Source organism: Boseongicola sp., assembly GCA_014075275.1.
Lineage (GTDB): Bacteria > Pseudomonadota > Alphaproteobacteria > Rhodobacterales > Rhodobacteraceae.
Genome location: CP046179.1, coordinates 3,589,736 through 3,603,164, shown reverse-complemented (window position 1 = coordinate 3,603,164; position 13,429 = coordinate 3,589,736). Strand labels below are relative to the sequence as shown.

The following is a 13,429-nucleotide window of genomic DNA, read 5'->3' as shown; positions in this document are numbered from 1 at the left end:
ATGCGCACGGTTCCGGTCACTGGTTTAGCGATGGCGCGCGTCCAGGATTGCACCCCGGAGGTGTAGCGCTTGATTAGTTGGAAGGCGGTCGTCGCGCCGTCGCCGGTGCCAATCGCCTGATTGTTCGGTGCCGGCGTTCCCGAGGGAACGCAGGACTTGTGGTCGCCCCAGTCCTTGAACCTAAAGCCATGCAGCCGACCGTTGCGGGCCTCGAAGAAGGCCACGACCGCCGCCAGATCGTCCGCGCGGCGGATGCCATAGGCGACATCGTAGCGGCGGCGGCTGTTCGCCCAGCTGGCGTTGCGCTCCTCGTCGCCGGAAGCGAGTTCGACGATCTGGGTCCGCCGCTCGGGCCCGCCGCGCGCACCCCGGCTGATATTGTCGGGAAACCGGACTTCGTGAAACGCCATCACATACCCCTTCGCCCGAGCGAGACGGCGCGGGCGATGTCCGCCGCAACCTGCGTCCGGGACTGCCGGAAGCTCTCGGCGTCGCGCGCCATGATGGTGACATTCACGCCACCGGCTGCGCCGTAGCTCTGAGCTTCGCGGCGAGACAGCACGCGCTCGCCGCGTTGCAAGATGGCCGGAACTTCATCGTGGCGGAGCCCTGCAACGCCGCCGGCATGCATGCGAGGCGCTGCCGCGAAAGCCATCGCCGGGACCATCCGGCTTGGCGAAGAGTCTCCGACCATGCCGCCCGCGTGCAGGATGTTGGCGAAGATCCCGCCCGCGCCCCCCAGCGCGCCAGAGAGCGCGTTGGCAATAGGCCCGAGGATGAACCGCCTCGCCGCCAGCTTGGAGAGATCGGCCAGCAGCGAGGTAACCAGATCGCGGAAATCCAGCTTGCCGATTTTCACGAATTCGCCGACCGCATTCTCGGCCGACTGGAACGCGCTGACGAGGCTCTGGCCGATGTCCCCGCCAATCTCGCGCGCCTTGCTGGCATAGTCGCTGAGCGCTGCGGTGACCGCCTGCCAGCCGGAAACTGCGGCGTCGATGTCAGGTTCGGCTGCAGCGGCAGCAGTCTCGGCCGCTGCACCCGCACCCGTGGCCGCCTGTCCGGCATCGCCAAGGGCAGTTTCCAATCGCTCCGCCGCGTTGGTCGCCTCGGTCAGCGCGTTCGCGCCAGCTTCATCGCTGCCCCGCACCGCATCACGCAATGCCTGCCAACTGGCGAGTGGCGCGCGCGCGCCTTCGGCCAGATCGTGGGCCGCGCCACGATATGTGTTGGCCGTGGCAAGCGCAGTATTGGCCGCCGCAGTGAGCCCGAGATCGGGTGCGGAAAGCGGGTTATCCTCAAAAGCGCGGTCGAAGGCGGTCTGTGCGGCTGTGGTCGCGGCAGTTGCTGCGCCCTCAAACCGGTTCTCGATCTGACCAAGTTCGAGATCGGGAATGATCGAGATGCGACGCTCTGACCCGAGCGCTTCCAGCCCCTGGTTGATCCCCCCGATGAATGTGTTGATCCGCGAGACGACGCCGTTCAGCATCGCCTCAACGCCGTCGATCAGGCTGTTGGCCGCCTGAAACGCCAGATCGCCGATGGCGGCTGGCAGCAGTCCCCAGATCGCCTTGATCGCCTCGTAGGCCCCCTCGAAGGTGTTCGCGGCCGTGTTGCCGAAAGTCACGACGCTTTCGATGGCGCTCTGCATACCCGACGCCGCATCAGACTTCAGATCGAAAAACATTGCAGTGGCCGCAGCGCCCGCCGCAGCTGCCCCCATCTTGATGCGGTCCCACACCTCGACGGCGAGGTCCTTCAGAAGCGACATCGCCTCTCCAAATCCGCCCGCGCCAGTAACAAGGCGGGTGAACTGGTAGACGAGCTCGCCCGCGCCAACGATCAACGCGCCGATGCCGGTGCGGATCAGTGCCCCACGAAGGAGCACCAGCGCGGTGGCGAGGCCACGGACCGAGAGAGCTGCGACGGCAATCCCGGCGACCCAACGCCCTGCAAGAAAAGCCACAAACGTAGCGGCATAGGTGGTCAGACGGCCGATGTTGTCGAAGACACTGCGGATCGCGATGCCGAGCGGGCCTGTGCGGCTCGCAACCGCCGCCATGGCATTCGCGACCGCTTCCAGCGCGGGTGCCGCAGCGACCGTCAGCTGGTTCGACAGCCCGCGCCAGATCAGCCCCAACCTTGAGATGGCGTCGTTCGTCTGCTCGATCTGGTCGGCATCCTGCTCCGACACGACGACGCCGAAGGCCAGAACATCCTCTTTCGCCTGGCGCAGCGTCGCGGTGTCGATCCGCGACATGGCGATGGAGCCTTCCTCGCCAAAGAGCTGACCGGCGACGGCCGCGCGTTCGGCTGCGGGCACAAATTCCTCGATGGCCGCGTTGATCGCGCCCACACGCTGATCCAGCGGCAGGGAAATTAGGTCGGCAGCCGAAAGCCCCAGCCGATCCAGCGCGTCGGCGGCAGGTCCGGTCCCGGCGGCCGCCTGGCTGAGACGGCGCGTCAGATCCTTGGTGGCCTGCTCGATGCCGGACATCGACACGCCCGCCAGCTCGCCCGCGCGCTCCAGCGTCTGGATCGAGGCGACGGTGGTCCCCAGCGACTGCGCGAGCTTGGCCTGCGCATCGACGGTTTGCAGCCCGGATCGGACCATCGCCACGCCAGCAGCAGCGGCGGCGGCCACGGCGGCAGCGGCAGCCACTGCAACACGACGGGAGAACGCCGCAAGTCGGGCGTTGGCCGCCTCCATCTCGCGGCTGAGCCGCCCGAACCCTCGCACCCCGGCCTCACCGACACCTTCCAGTTCGGCGCGCACCTGTCGGCCACCGACCGCGGCAAGGCGGACAGAAACGCGCTTTTCAGCCATTGGAATGATCCATCTGTTCGTTGAGCTTCGCAACCATCACGGATTCAATGACGGGCAGCAGTTCGGCCATGGCCAGGGGTGGGATGCCGAGCGCGTCACCGAGAGCGAGCGCAGCGGTCAGGTCCCAGCCGATCACCGCACCCGGCAGAACGCGGAGCTGGCCGCCGAGACGGTCGACCAAGTCCCAGACCTGCCAACCCTCGTAAGTCAGCGGCCGGTTCAGCCACGCCGGGCAGTCTTCGCACGCCGTTTGGCAGGCGTCGCAGTAGCGTTCGCCCCCGCCGAAGGACCACTCGGCAAGGACGCGGAGACGTTTTTTTCCTGTTCCAGCAGCAGGCCTTTGGAGACGTAGGTCAGCTGGAAGGCCTCGAAGATAGGCCAGACATCGAGCAGCGCGTCGATGGCCTCGGGGCTGGGATCGATCGGCTCGCCGTCCGCGTCGCCGATGCCGTCCCAGGCGAGCACCGCCCTCCGTGCGAGAGCTTTGGCGAAGGCCACGGCGCGCTCCTCGTCGGAGGCCTCTTTGGGGACCGCTTCGACGGCGGGATCGCTGCGGGTGGCCACCATCAGCGCGGTAGTCAGCGGTCGCAGTTGCGCCCGCACGCCGGGGGCAAGACTATGCCAGCGCGGCGCGTTCGTTAGGTCGAGCGTGAGCATCAATATGTCTCCACATCGTTCAGGAGGGTTGCGGTGCACATCCGGCCGACGACGCTGTCGCGGGCGGCTTGCCAGTCGAAAGTGGCCTGCACGCCCTGCGGCCCGGAAATCTCGATGCGCGGGCGTGGCAGGTAGACGGCGTGCACGGTGAAGGTGAAGCTTTCGCCCGAGGGCAGCAGATAGGCGAACTCAAGCTCGCAAGGATCGCCATTGATCGCCTGCGTCACCAGTGTCTGGTCAGCGAAGCGCACCTCGATGGAGCCGGTCAGCGCAGCGATGGACGGGTCCGCGCCGTCGATGCGGCCGTCCGAGCGGATGGTCTCGATGCGGTCGAGGTTGTTGGCGTAGGTAATGTCGGCCGAGACCACATTGCCGAGGGCAGATCCGTTGCGGGTGATCGCCCCATTGAAATGGCCGAAGCGCTGCAATTCCAGCGCGGCGGGCGTGCCTGCGCTGGTCGTTGTGCCCACCGTCTCGCCCTGCGCCACCAGCCGGGATGTCGCGGTCAGCAGCCCCGAGCGCTGCATCTGCCAGTTGATCTGGTCGAGTACACAGCCGGAATACATCGCGTAGCGCGGCACTTCGGGCATGCCGGTCTCGATGGACATGCTGGGCAGCATCCAAGACCCCGACTGAAACTCGTGCGTCCAGGGACCGGTGCCAGATGTGGTCGGGTCGCCAAAGGTCGCCTTCAGCCAGAAGCCGAAGGCCTCGGCGTCGAGCGGCACGACGACATCGCCGTCTGCCGTCACCGCATCCTTGATCGGTGCCAGCGGATCGCGGCCGTAGCCCAGCAGTTCCGAGTTCAGCAGCGGCTGCTCCGCGCCGAGCGAGGTGCTGGCGAAGGGCATCTTGGTGAAGCCGCCGACTGGCGGCGTGCCATAGGTCGTTTCGAACGCAAGCGCCATCTGCGCCCGCGCCCCTTGGGCTCGTGCCATCGTATTCTCCTTGAATTGTCAGGGTCAGCCGAGCGGATCGGCCGTTGAATAATGCAGCACCACCGGGATCACGGCCGCCTTCAGGCTCGCCGCGCCTTCGACCGGCAGATCGACCGGGCGTGGCGCTTCTGCTTCGACCCAGTCGCATAGGCCGCCGAGCGTGCGGTCGGCGGCAATTGCCGTGCCGATGCTGGCGGTCAGCGTGTCGAAGACGGCGTCACGGTCGGTGCCCTGCACGACCGCCTCAATCTCGGCACGGTGCTGGTAGTGGTAGCGCAGGGGCGACAGTGTTACCTCGGGATCGCCTGGCTCCCCATCCCGAAGGATCAACAGGCCATCGGCGGGTATGCGCTCGGGCAAGACCTCACCCCGCAGGGCGGTTGCGGCCAGCGTCAAAAGCCGCGCCTGCAGCGCGGTGAGAATGGTTTCACGAACAGTCATGGTGTCTTTCCGGGCTCGACAGTAGAAATTGCTGGCTCAATGCACCCATGAGCTCCGGAAAAAAGGCTGCGAACTGCGATGGAAGGAGCTCGGGAAAACTACTAAGTCTTGTGTGGGTTTTCACTAGGAAGTCAGATGATTACAGACAGATTCGAAGATTTTGCACAGTCGCTGCGAGTTTTCATTGAACAGAAATACAGATTCCAAGAACTATTCCTCATCGATTCAAGCGAGGCGATCGGCAATGTTGAGCTCGCCTGTAAGAGCATGCTCGACACATTCGCCAGCTTGTACGACGCAGTTCGAGAAACTCAGGAAGTCGATTTTGATTTTTATGCACACCCGCTTTGTTGCGCTGTTCTTGCATACAGAAATGCCAAGCATCACAATAAAGCGCACGGCATCCGCAGTGTGCACCGCCATGCGCAGCAGAACGAACGCCAAGACTACCTCCTTGTAGATTTTCCTGCTGGGGACGGCGAAGACGGCGGAGGGTTCATTGACCACTACGCTTCTTGGGGAGACTTTTGTGTGCTCCTCGACATGCCAAGGGATCAAAGCCGCTTGCGCGCAAATGCTCGGAACCTCGTCAGACACCGCATCGAGGCAGATGGATTTGAACGTTTCGCTGATCAGGACGGAGTTCCAATCCATCGGGTCTTTATAAACATGATTCCAATAATAATTGGCGCTGGATCAGAGTTTATTACCTATTTGAAGCCACATATTCGCGCTCAAAGTGTGGAGGCCGAGCATTTCGTTTCGCATTTCGAACATGTGGAGCAAGCCAACTTTTCTCGACCTAAATACTTGGAGTTAACGAGTTCGGTTTTTGGTTAGGGTTGCTTGGCACGAGGAAACGATAGCCAATTTCCGATCCTATCGCTGAACAACCCATTTCGCCACGATCAGCCCCGGGACGCTGTCAAGCGCCCGGTCTGCATCCCGCGCGAGGTCCAGCCGCTTCGGCAGTTTCACCTGCGGCACGAGCAGGAAGATCGGCGCGGTGACCTTTCCGCGCCCGGTCTTGGAGCGGGACACGACCGCCTGACCCTTCGTGTTCAGCCGTCCCTCTGCCACCAGCAAGCTCGGCCCCGTGCGACGATAGACGAAACGCAGGCGCAGCCCGCGTCGCCGTTCCCATTCGCCGGGGGTTATCCTGCCGCCGCGCAGCGACTTGCCTGCGGCGGGCAGCGGGATCGCCAGCCAGAACCCGTCTTTCGAGCGGATCAGCGGGCCGGTGTCATGCGCTCCCACGATGACCGGGGCCTTGGACCAGACCAGCGCGGCTGCATCCAAGCTCTCGCCCGACCTCGGGAAGTTCTGGTTGCGGATCGAGTTGGCAAGCCGTCGCCCCAATCCCGCGCCAGTGATCTGCGTGCGCCAGGCAGTCTTGAGCCCGGTCCCGGCCTCGCGCATGGCAGCTGTCACAGCACGTTCGCCCGCCGCGACCTCCGCTGCCATCATGGCGACGATGTCCGGATCGATGTCGAGCTTCAGCTTCACGCGGGCCTCAGATCAACAGTCCAGACCAGCCGCTCCCGGTCCCGGACGGGTTCGCCCTGAATGAGGAAGGCGTCGCCATCCATTTCCAATCGGTCGCCGGGACGCGGTGCCGGAACTTCCGCGACGCGAAGATCGATCCGGGTCGTTTCCGACCAGAGCCGCGCATCGCCGAATTCGGTGATGGCATCAGCCTGCCGGGAGACGACGCGCACCAGCACGGGCGCGCCGCCATCGGAGGTGTAGACCGCCTCACGCCCGATGTTGGGATCCGCGAACAGAGCATCCAGAATGGCGGCAAACGCCGTCATCAGAAACTGCCGTTCAGGCGCACCCGGCCGATCAGGTCACCCGCGCCGCCCGCAACAGACTCAACGGCCACACCGATCAGCGTGTTCGCGGTGGCGGTCTTGGTGGCTTCCTTGTTGGTGTTGTCCCAATAGACCTTGTCACCGGTGGACCAGGCTTGGCTCGCGACTTTCTTCAGGTCGAAGACTCCGATGAGGGCGGTCTCGACCGTCTCGGCATTGGCAGCATCCCCGGCGGCCACGCCGAAAATAGAGCCGACGAGCAGGCCATCGCCGGAGGTCACGGCGTAGGGCGCGGTCAGGGTGATGGTGTTGCCGGGCTGGACGTAGTTTTTCATTGCGGGATCCTTTGCAAAATGGAACGGGCGGCCCGATTGGACCGCCCGTTAGAGGTGAGATGTCAGGGACGGCCCGTTTTATGCGCCGGGGTTCTTGTAGAGGCCGCGCCAGTCGATGGCCTTTGCGCCGAAATCGAGGCGGCACTTGATCTCGACGCCGTCGACGTCGAAGCCGTTCCGGGTCTCAATGTACGCGCCCTGCTGACCCTCGAGATAGGCGTACTCGATGGTGTCGATCTGGTTCGGGCTGGCCGCGAGGTACCAGGCGGTTACGCTGGCGGCATCGAGGCGTGGCTCGCTGATCGGCGCGAGGGTGCGGATCGACTGCGGCACGACATTGGACGTCGCTGCGGGCACCAGGTTCTGGGCGACCATCTGCTCCGCCTTCAGTTCCAGCGAGGCGGGCACGATCAGGAAGGCGGGGCGGACGTTCAGCACCGTCTTCTTGTCGAGCCCGGTCTGCTTGGCCATCGCCGCGCGGGCCGCACCGACAGCATCGACCGCCAGCGCTGCGCCTGTTCCTGCGAGGTTCTTGTGGCTGGTGTGGAACAGGGCGTTGCCGTCCGCCATCGCCGGGTTGGCGGTGATGATGCCCCAGACGACGTCCGATTCCAGCTGGGCGATGGAGTTGCCGTACATCGCGGGGATCCGAGTGAAGGCGTCGAGATCGTCGTTGATCAGCGTCTGGCGGGTGATGGCGACCACCCGGCCATAGGTCTTGACCTTGTAGCTCTCCTTGCTCTCGCCGAGTGTCCCGCGTTTGAACTCGCCGCTTTCGCCCACCTCCAGCAGCTGCGGCGCTTCGCCGAGCTGGACCCGGTGCATCGCCTTGAAGTCGGTGGCCAGAACCTGGCGGCAGAACAGCATGAATGTGCGGGGATAGGCGTCATAGGCCTGCCGCAGGGTCTTGTTGGTGACCGCCGAGAGGATCTCCGGGAAGTCGGACGTCGAATGCAAGGCCCGCGTTGCCACCTCGTCGCGAGACAGGCCCCGCGTATTGACCCCAGCATTGCCAAGGCTCTCGCGGGCCAGTTCCATGAGCGTCATGCCACGATACTGGCGAGCGGCATCTTCCAGAGTGAACAGCGTTGGGCTGTAACGGTGCAGAAGCGCGTTCGCGACGGCATCGCGGCGGGTGATCTGCTCGTCGCGGCCGCCGAGTGGGATCGACACCTGGCTGAAGGTGCGGGTTTCTTCGGATTTGGAGGCGACCTGATCGAGGATCAAACGCCGGGCTTCGCCGATATCCGTGCCGCGCTTGACCAGATCCTCGGCAAAGCTGCGCTCGAGGTTCAGCCGCCCGGCCAGATCATAGATTGTGGACACCCGGTCACGCTCCGTCTCGCGGGCCCGGGTCGCAACAGCTTCAGTGTCAGGCACAACGGGGGCATCGGGCTTCTGCGGCTTTGGCTGCGCGCGGGTCTCAACGGCAGCAACCTTCGGCTCGGCCACAGGCGTCTTCGGTTCAGTCATGGTGGTGTCCTCGGCAGCATTGATGTCGCTGGGCTGATCTTTGGCCTCTGCGGCCAGGGCGTTGGGTTTTTCCGTCATCGGGATGGCTCCTGTTTGAGTGGGTGGGACGTCCCGGCGATGGAGGACGCAATCGTGAAGTTGGGATTGGGCGCGAAACCCTGCGGCGGGATCTGCCCCGACCGGCACGGCGGACACCTCGAAGGGCGTCCAGTCCACCGCGCGCCAAAGCTCGCGAGCCGCTTCGGGCTTGGACACTTCGAACCGGTGGACCTGGTAGCCGATGGACACCGCCCGGATATGGCCCGCCTGGATATCGCGCCAGATCGGTTCGACATCGGCGCGCTCAGAAATCCGGACCTGCGCAATGCCGCGACCGTTTTCGATCCGGGCAGACCCCGGGACGACCGAGCCGATCACGGCATCCAGCGTTTCGATCTCATGCACCTTCAGAAACGGCGCGCCGGCGTTCAGACGATCGAGCCGCACATGGTCTGGATCGAGGCTCAATTCCTCGTCGTAGGGTTCGCCGAACAGGGTCGATCGACGAACCCGAGCGCCCGCTGACCAGATCACCTCGACGGTGCGGGTGTCGGTGTCCGCTGAGTTCAGCGCAAGCTCCGCCATCCGGCGCAAGGCCGGGATTTCGATCATTGTGTCCATGTTGGTCAGTCCTGTTGGTCGGCCTGCGCCGGATCGGTTTCCGCGTCAGCGGTGGGCTCGTCGTCGGCCGGTTCGTCGGCATCCGGATCGGTGGCCGGGTCGCTGGTCTGCGCGCTCCCGGTCTTGGTGACTCGTCGCGGGTCGCTGTCGAGAACCAGCCCGAGGGCATCGAGCTTGGCGTTGGTCGCAGCGATCTCGGCCAGCACCGCGTCCGGATTGCGGCCCTGCCGGGCGATCACCTCGGCCAGCGTCATGGTGCCAGATCGGATCGACAGCAGGTTCGCCATCGCGTCCTTCTGCGGATCGACCGCCTCGAACTTCGGCGGCGACCATTCGACCGGTACGTCCGGCGATGGGATCTGGCCCGCCGCCCATGCGGCTTCCGTGAACCAGCGCCAGACCGGGGCGCAGAACATCGGGATGAACAGCTGCCACTGGACGGCATCGATCTGGCGGCGGAATTCAACCAGCCCCGCGCGGATCGAGGAATAGTTCACCTGGGAGAGATCGCCGGTCAGCAACTCATACGGCACGCGGAACCCGGCCGAGATCGTATGCAGGCTCGCCCGCTTGTATTCTGCATAGCCGCCCGTAGCCGAAGGCTGGTTAAATCGAATGTCCTTGCCGCCGCGCGCATAGGCAATGAGGCCAGGCTCGAACTGCTCGACGCGGTTTCCATCAGCATCGACCACGGAGGGAGCGATGCCCTGCTGCGCCTCGTCGTCGCCGAAGACGATGGCGGTGACGCAGGCCTCGGTCTTCTTGCGGACCAGTTCGGCCACCTCGTAGTCGTCGAGGTCGCGCAAACTGCGGATCACCGGCGCGCCCCAGGGAACGCCGCGCGCCTGCGTGCGCTGCTTCTCGTAAACATGGGCGATCTCGGTCGCCGGGACCGGGCGGCTCTGCAACCCGTTCTGCAACGTGCCATAGGCATCACCCGGATGTTCGGCATGCAGCCAATAGGCCCGGCGTTTGCCGACTGGATCGAACTCGATCCCCTGGACGAGGCGTCCCGCGCCGATGGTGCCGGATTTCGTGGTGTCGAGGAAGTCGGCCTCCAGCACCTGCACTTGCAGCGGGACAGGCAAGCCATCCGCTGCGCGGCGCAGACGTCGGCGCACCAGGACCTCACCTGCCTCGACCATCTCGCGGCAGATCAACGTCTGCAGCCCATAGAAGTCGAGCTGGCCGTCGGCGTCAGCGGCGTCCGACCACCTTGCGAAGAGCGCATCGACCTTCCGGTCCAGCTTGTCATTGCCGCTCGCCGCCCGAGGCATGATGCCCGCACCGACAATGTTGTTTACCAGCACCGCCACGGCCTTGGCCGCATGCGGGTTGTTGCGGACCAGATCGCGCATCCGGTCGCGCAGCAGCGCCCCGGCCACGCCAACCTCGGTATCGGCCGAGGTGCCCGGCGCACGCCAGCCGTCGGTCCGTCGCCCCTTCGAGGCACCATCATAGCCCCGCGTCAGGGTTTCGAATGCCTGCCGCGCCAGCACACGACGGGCCGCCGTGCGTGGTGCCACCGAGGCAATCGCATGGTCAAACCAGTTGGCCCACATCAGCGATCCCCGCGCGAGAAGCCCGCGAGCCCAGCGATTGGCACCGGTTGTGTGGTGCCCGCTATGGCCCGCTCGATGGTGCGGATGCGCACCAGCAGATCCTCGGCCGAGCCATAGTCGACCGACTTGCCGTCATAGCTGACCCGGGTCGTGCCGCTGGAATAGGCCCGGCGCAACGCGGACAGCTCGGTTTCGGTCCAGTCTGCCATCAAAACCATCCTCCGCGCCGTCCGAGCCAGTCGGATTGACGTTTGCCTTGCGACGTCTGCGCTTGCCTGTTGATCTGCCCCGCGGGATCCGCAGAGGCGTCGGCGACACCGAGTTGATCCTCGAGGTCACGCCATTTCTCGTCGGTCCAGCGATCCGCACCCGCGATCCAGGCGGCGGCGCGGGCATAGACCCGGCAATCCAGCGCCTCGTTGCGCTCGCGCAGCTTCTGCCATTCCAGTCGGGCAAAGCCACGCTTCGTGCGCACCGTGACCAGTTGCTCGGCCACGAACTGCTTCAGCCATTCGTTCTCGACCCAGTGCGGCAGATGCACCGTGCCGGGTGAGAATTCTGCGCCGTTAGCGCGTTCCTCCTCGGTTGGCCGTTCCAGCCGCAGGAAGCGATAGGTCTCGGCCTTGAAGGTCGATACTGCCACGGTCCAGAGCCGTGCGCCGCGGCGCAAACGCTTGCCGCCCTCGGTCGCGTCCACGTAAGTGGGCCCCGACACAGGGCTGGCCCGGTTGAAGCCTTCGACACCCTTGACTGGTGCGACCTGTGCAAACCCTTGGGCCCGCGACCAGCCATAGACCGCCGGGGCCTCATAGCCAGTGTCGATGGCAAGCCGCGCGATCTTCAGATGCGCGCCACGCTCGTGCGGCCACGTCCGGCCGAGCAGTTCGGTCAGGTCGCCCCAGGCCTCATGCCGGTCGGGGCCGCCCTCGATCACGATGTGATCGAGCAGCCAGCTTTCCAGCCCACGGCCCCAGGCCCAGACATCGACTTCGATCCGGTCTTTCTGGACGTCGGCCCCAGCGGTCAGGAACAGCCCGCCCGCAGGCACAATGCCCGGTTTCCAGTGCTCGCGCCGGTCGTAGAGCCGCTGCCAATCCGGCGCTTCGCCGGTTTCGACCCAGGTCTCGCCGAGGATCGTGTTGCGGAAGGCCTTGATCGCTTCGTCCGATCCTTGCGCCGCATCCCACGCCCGCACGATCCGCTCCCAGCTGAGCCAGCCGATGGGTGAATAGAGCGCGGAGAGGTGGTAGCCGACCGTGTTGGGATCGGCCGCCGTGGCGGTCGGTCGCCATTCGCCAGCCTCCAGCATGGCCGTCTTGTTGTGGTCCGCGATGGGCGTCTCACAGTCCTCACAATGATATTCCGCCGTTTCCGGCTGTCCCTTCTGCCAGCGCAGTCGTTCGAATTTAAGCCACTGCATCGCGCCACAATGCGGGCATGGGACGAAAAACCGGCGCTGATCACTGGCCTCATAGTCCCGTTCAATCCGGCTCATCCCGCGAATGGTCGGGGTTGAGACCAAGAACACCTTGCGCCGGTGGGCGAAGGTCAGCGAACGCGCTTCCGCTAGCGTAACCGGATCACCCTCATCGTCGGCGGACGCCGGATAGGCATCGACCTCGTCGAGGAAAATGTAGCGCGCCGGGGTCGAGCGCAGCCCCACGGCCGAGTTTGCCCCGGTCATGATCAGGATACCGCCCGCGAATTCCTTGGACAGCATCGTATTGCCCGCGTCGCGCGACCGGGCCGGTTTTACCCGTTCCCGCAGTTCCGGACTTTCATCAATCAGTGGATCAATCCGTTGCCTCGAGTTCCGTTTCGCCAGTTCCACCGTCGGCTGGACGGCCAGCATCGGCCCCGGCGCTTGGTGGATAGCGAACCCAATCCAGTTGTTGCCGGCCTCGGTCGCGCCGACCTGCGCCGCCTTCATGAACACGATCCGCTGTGTCGGGTCGCCGGGCGACAGCCGGTCCATGATTTCGCCCATGTAAGGCGTGCGCGCCGTGCGATACCGGCCCGGTTCGGCCGAGGCACGCCCTGACAACATCCTGTGCCGATCTGCCCATTCCGAAACCGTCAGGTCCGGATCCGGCGTGAGGCCTGCGCCCCAGGCGCGCAGGATTTCCACCGCGCCGTCGAAGTCGTCCTCACCGGAGATCGGGTTTGACCTCGGCAAGATCGTCGAGCTGGGCACGGACATGTTTCTCCAGAATCTTCTGCATCGCGGCGGGCTCCACACCCAGATCGGCCGCCATCAACGCCGCCGCACGCGCGGGCCAGTTGACCCAAACGTCACGCTCCTGCCGCGCCAGCCGAAACACCAGCGACAGAGCACGCGCCCGGTCGATCAACTCGCCCTTCAGCTTATGCAGCCGGAGACGGCGCTCCTGCGCCTTCAGCACTTCATTGGCCGTCTTGGCCTGCAGAAACGTGGTGCCACTGCCGACGGGAGGTGCGGCCATTCCCTGTTCGCGCAACGTTTCGCCCACGGCGGAAACCGCCGCCTCCGGGACCGGTTTGAGTTTCGGCTTCGGTGCCTTGCGAGTTTTGGACGGGTCGGTCGCCTCCGCGCGCAGAGCATCGCTGGCTGCCGCGTCAATGCTGCCATCGGCGTGTAGAACCAGCCGCCCCGTCGCCTTGGCCTTCTGGATTGCCCCGCGCGAGAGGCCGACGCGGGCGGCGTATTGGCGCTCGCTCAGACCCTCCATGGCGCGCTCCGATT

Annotated in this window: 15 protein-coding genes; 1 reads left to right on the top strand and 14 read right to left on the bottom strand. The window is 65.1% G+C overall.

Annotated features, from left to right (window positions below):
* The 6 genes from GKR98_18055 to GKR98_18030 form a co-directional block, all read right to left on the bottom strand.
* Window positions 1-410, bottom strand: a 410-nt coding sequence (locus GKR98_18055; protein ID QMU60165.1) for a TIGR02217 family protein, incomplete at its 3' end; no start/stop codon positions are given.
* A complete protein-coding gene (locus GKR98_18050; GenBank protein QMU59912.1) occupies window positions 410-2,827 on the bottom strand; it encodes a phage tail tape measure protein in 2,418 nt (805 codons plus the stop codon). The genes GKR98_18055 and GKR98_18050, both read right to left, overlap by 1 nt.
* Window positions 2,820-3,008: a hypothetical protein gene (locus GKR98_18045; GenBank protein ID QMU59911.1), complete on the bottom strand. Its 189-nt coding sequence runs from the start codon at window positions 3,006-3,008 to the stop codon at window positions 2,820-2,822. Before GKR98_18045 ends, GKR98_18050 begins: the two co-directional genes overlap by 8 nt.
* Before the next feature lie 38 nt (window positions 3,009-3,046).
* Window positions 3,047-3,484: a hypothetical protein gene (locus GKR98_18040; protein QMU59910.1), complete on the bottom strand. Its 438-nt coding sequence runs from the start codon at window positions 3,482-3,484 to the stop codon at window positions 3,047-3,049.
* Entirely contained in the window at window positions 3,484-4,422 is a 939-nt protein-coding gene (locus GKR98_18035) for a hypothetical protein (GenBank protein QMU59909.1), read from the bottom strand. Before GKR98_18035 ends, GKR98_18040 begins: the two co-directional genes overlap by 1 nt.
* Window positions 4,423-4,446: 24 nt before the next feature.
* A complete protein-coding gene (locus GKR98_18030; GenBank protein ID QMU59908.1) occupies window positions 4,447-4,863 on the bottom strand; it encodes an acyl-CoA transferase in 417 nt (138 codons plus the stop codon).
* A gap of 135 nt (window positions 4,864-4,998) precedes the next feature.
* Between GKR98_18030 and GKR98_18025 the strand changes: the two genes are divergently transcribed.
* The gene (locus GKR98_18025; GenBank protein QMU59907.1) at window positions 4,999-5,703 is read left to right on the top strand and encodes a hypothetical protein; all 705 of its coding nucleotides are present in this window, start codon (window positions 4,999-5,001) and stop codon (window positions 5,701-5,703) included.
* Window positions 5,704-5,742: 39 nt separating this feature from the next.
* Here GKR98_18025 and GKR98_18020 read toward each other — a convergent pair whose 3' ends face one another.
* The 8 genes from GKR98_18020 to GKR98_17985 all read right to left on the bottom strand — a co-directional run bounded on the left by GKR98_18020 (window position 5,743) and on the right by GKR98_17985 (window position 13,415).
* Complete coding sequence (locus GKR98_18020) at window positions 5,743-6,369, bottom strand: hypothetical protein (protein QMU59906.1); 627 nt, start codon at window positions 6,367-6,369, stop codon at window positions 5,743-5,745.
* A complete protein-coding gene (locus GKR98_18015; GenBank protein QMU59905.1) occupies window positions 6,366-6,677 on the bottom strand; it encodes a hypothetical protein in 312 nt (103 codons plus the stop codon). Before GKR98_18015 ends, GKR98_18020 begins: the two co-directional genes overlap by 4 nt.
* The gene (locus tag GKR98_18010; GenBank protein QMU59904.1) at window positions 6,677-7,012 is read right to left on the bottom strand and encodes a DUF2190 family protein; all 336 of its coding nucleotides are present in this window, start codon (window positions 7,010-7,012) and stop codon (window positions 6,677-6,679) included. The genes GKR98_18015 and GKR98_18010 overlap by 1 nt, the downstream gene beginning before the upstream one ends.
* Before the next feature lie 78 nt (window positions 7,013-7,090).
* Entirely contained in the window at window positions 7,091-9,145 is a 2,055-nt protein-coding gene (locus GKR98_18005) for a peptidase U37 (GenBank protein ID QMU59903.1), read from the bottom strand.
* A gap of 5 nt (window positions 9,146-9,150) precedes the next feature.
* Complete coding sequence (locus GKR98_18000) at window positions 9,151-10,707, bottom strand: phage portal protein (GenBank protein QMU59902.1); 1,557 nt, start codon at window positions 10,705-10,707, stop codon at window positions 9,151-9,153.
* On the bottom strand, window positions 10,707-10,916 hold the full coding sequence (locus tag GKR98_17995; GenBank protein QMU59901.1) for a hypothetical protein: 210 nt from the start codon (window positions 10,914-10,916) through the stop codon (window positions 10,707-10,709). Before GKR98_17995 ends, GKR98_18000 begins: the two co-directional genes overlap by 1 nt.
* Window positions 10,916-12,907, bottom strand: a complete 1,992-nt coding sequence (locus GKR98_17990; protein ID QMU59900.1) for a phage terminase large subunit family protein — start codon at window positions 12,905-12,907, stop codon at window positions 10,916-10,918. The genes GKR98_17995 and GKR98_17990 overlap by 1 nt, the downstream gene beginning before the upstream one ends.
* Window positions 12,855-13,415: a hypothetical protein gene (locus GKR98_17985; protein ID QMU59899.1), complete on the bottom strand. Its 561-nt coding sequence runs from the start codon at window positions 13,413-13,415 to the stop codon at window positions 12,855-12,857. The genes GKR98_17990 and GKR98_17985 overlap by 53 nt, the downstream gene beginning before the upstream one ends.
* Between the last annotated feature and the right edge of the window lie 14 nt (window positions 13,416-13,429).

What these genes read in the sequence shown, in the direction of transcription:
- GKR98_18050 (QMU59912.1), bottom strand. Translation starts at nt 2,827, where the DNA reads ATGGCTGAAAAGCGCGTTTCTGTCCGCCTTGCCGCGGTCGGTGGCCGA.
- GKR98_18040 (QMU59910.1), bottom strand. Translation starts at nt 3,484, where the DNA reads ATGCTCACGCTCGACCTAACGAACGCGCCGCGCTGGCATAGTCTTGCC.
- GKR98_18035 (QMU59909.1), bottom strand. Translation starts at nt 4,422, where the DNA reads ATGGCACGAGCCCAAGGGGCGCGGGCGCAGATGGCGCTTGCGTTCGAA.
- GKR98_18030 (QMU59908.1), bottom strand. Translation starts at nt 4,863, where the DNA reads ATGACTGTTCGTGAAACCATTCTCACCGCGCTGCAGGCGCGGCTTTTG.
- GKR98_18025 (QMU59907.1), top strand. Translation starts at nt 4,999, where the DNA reads ATGATTACAGACAGATTCGAAGATTTTGCACAGTCGCTGCGAGTTTTC.
- GKR98_18015 (QMU59905.1), bottom strand. Translation starts at nt 6,677, where the DNA reads ATGACGGCGTTTGCCGCCATTCTGGATGCTCTGTTCGCGGATCCCAAC.
- GKR98_18010 (QMU59904.1), bottom strand. Translation starts at nt 7,012, where the DNA reads ATGAAAAACTACGTCCAGCCCGGCAACACCATCACCCTGACCGCGCCC.
- GKR98_18005 (QMU59903.1), bottom strand. Translation starts at nt 9,145, where the DNA reads ATGGACACAATGATCGAAATCCCGGCCTTGCGCCGGATGGCGGAGCTT.
- GKR98_18000 (QMU59902.1), bottom strand. Translation starts at nt 10,707, where the DNA reads ATGTGGGCCAACTGGTTTGACCATGCGATTGCCTCGGTGGCACCACGC.
- GKR98_17995 (QMU59901.1), bottom strand. Translation starts at nt 10,916, where the DNA reads ATGGCAGACTGGACCGAAACCGAGCTGTCCGCGTTGCGCCGGGCCTAT.
- GKR98_17990 (QMU59900.1), bottom strand. Translation starts at nt 12,907, where the DNA reads ATGTCCGTGCCCAGCTCGACGATCTTGCCGAGGTCAAACCCGATCTCC.
- GKR98_17985 (QMU59899.1), bottom strand. Translation starts at nt 13,415, where the DNA reads ATGGAGGGTCTGAGCGAGCGCCAATACGCCGCCCGCGTCGGCCTCTCG.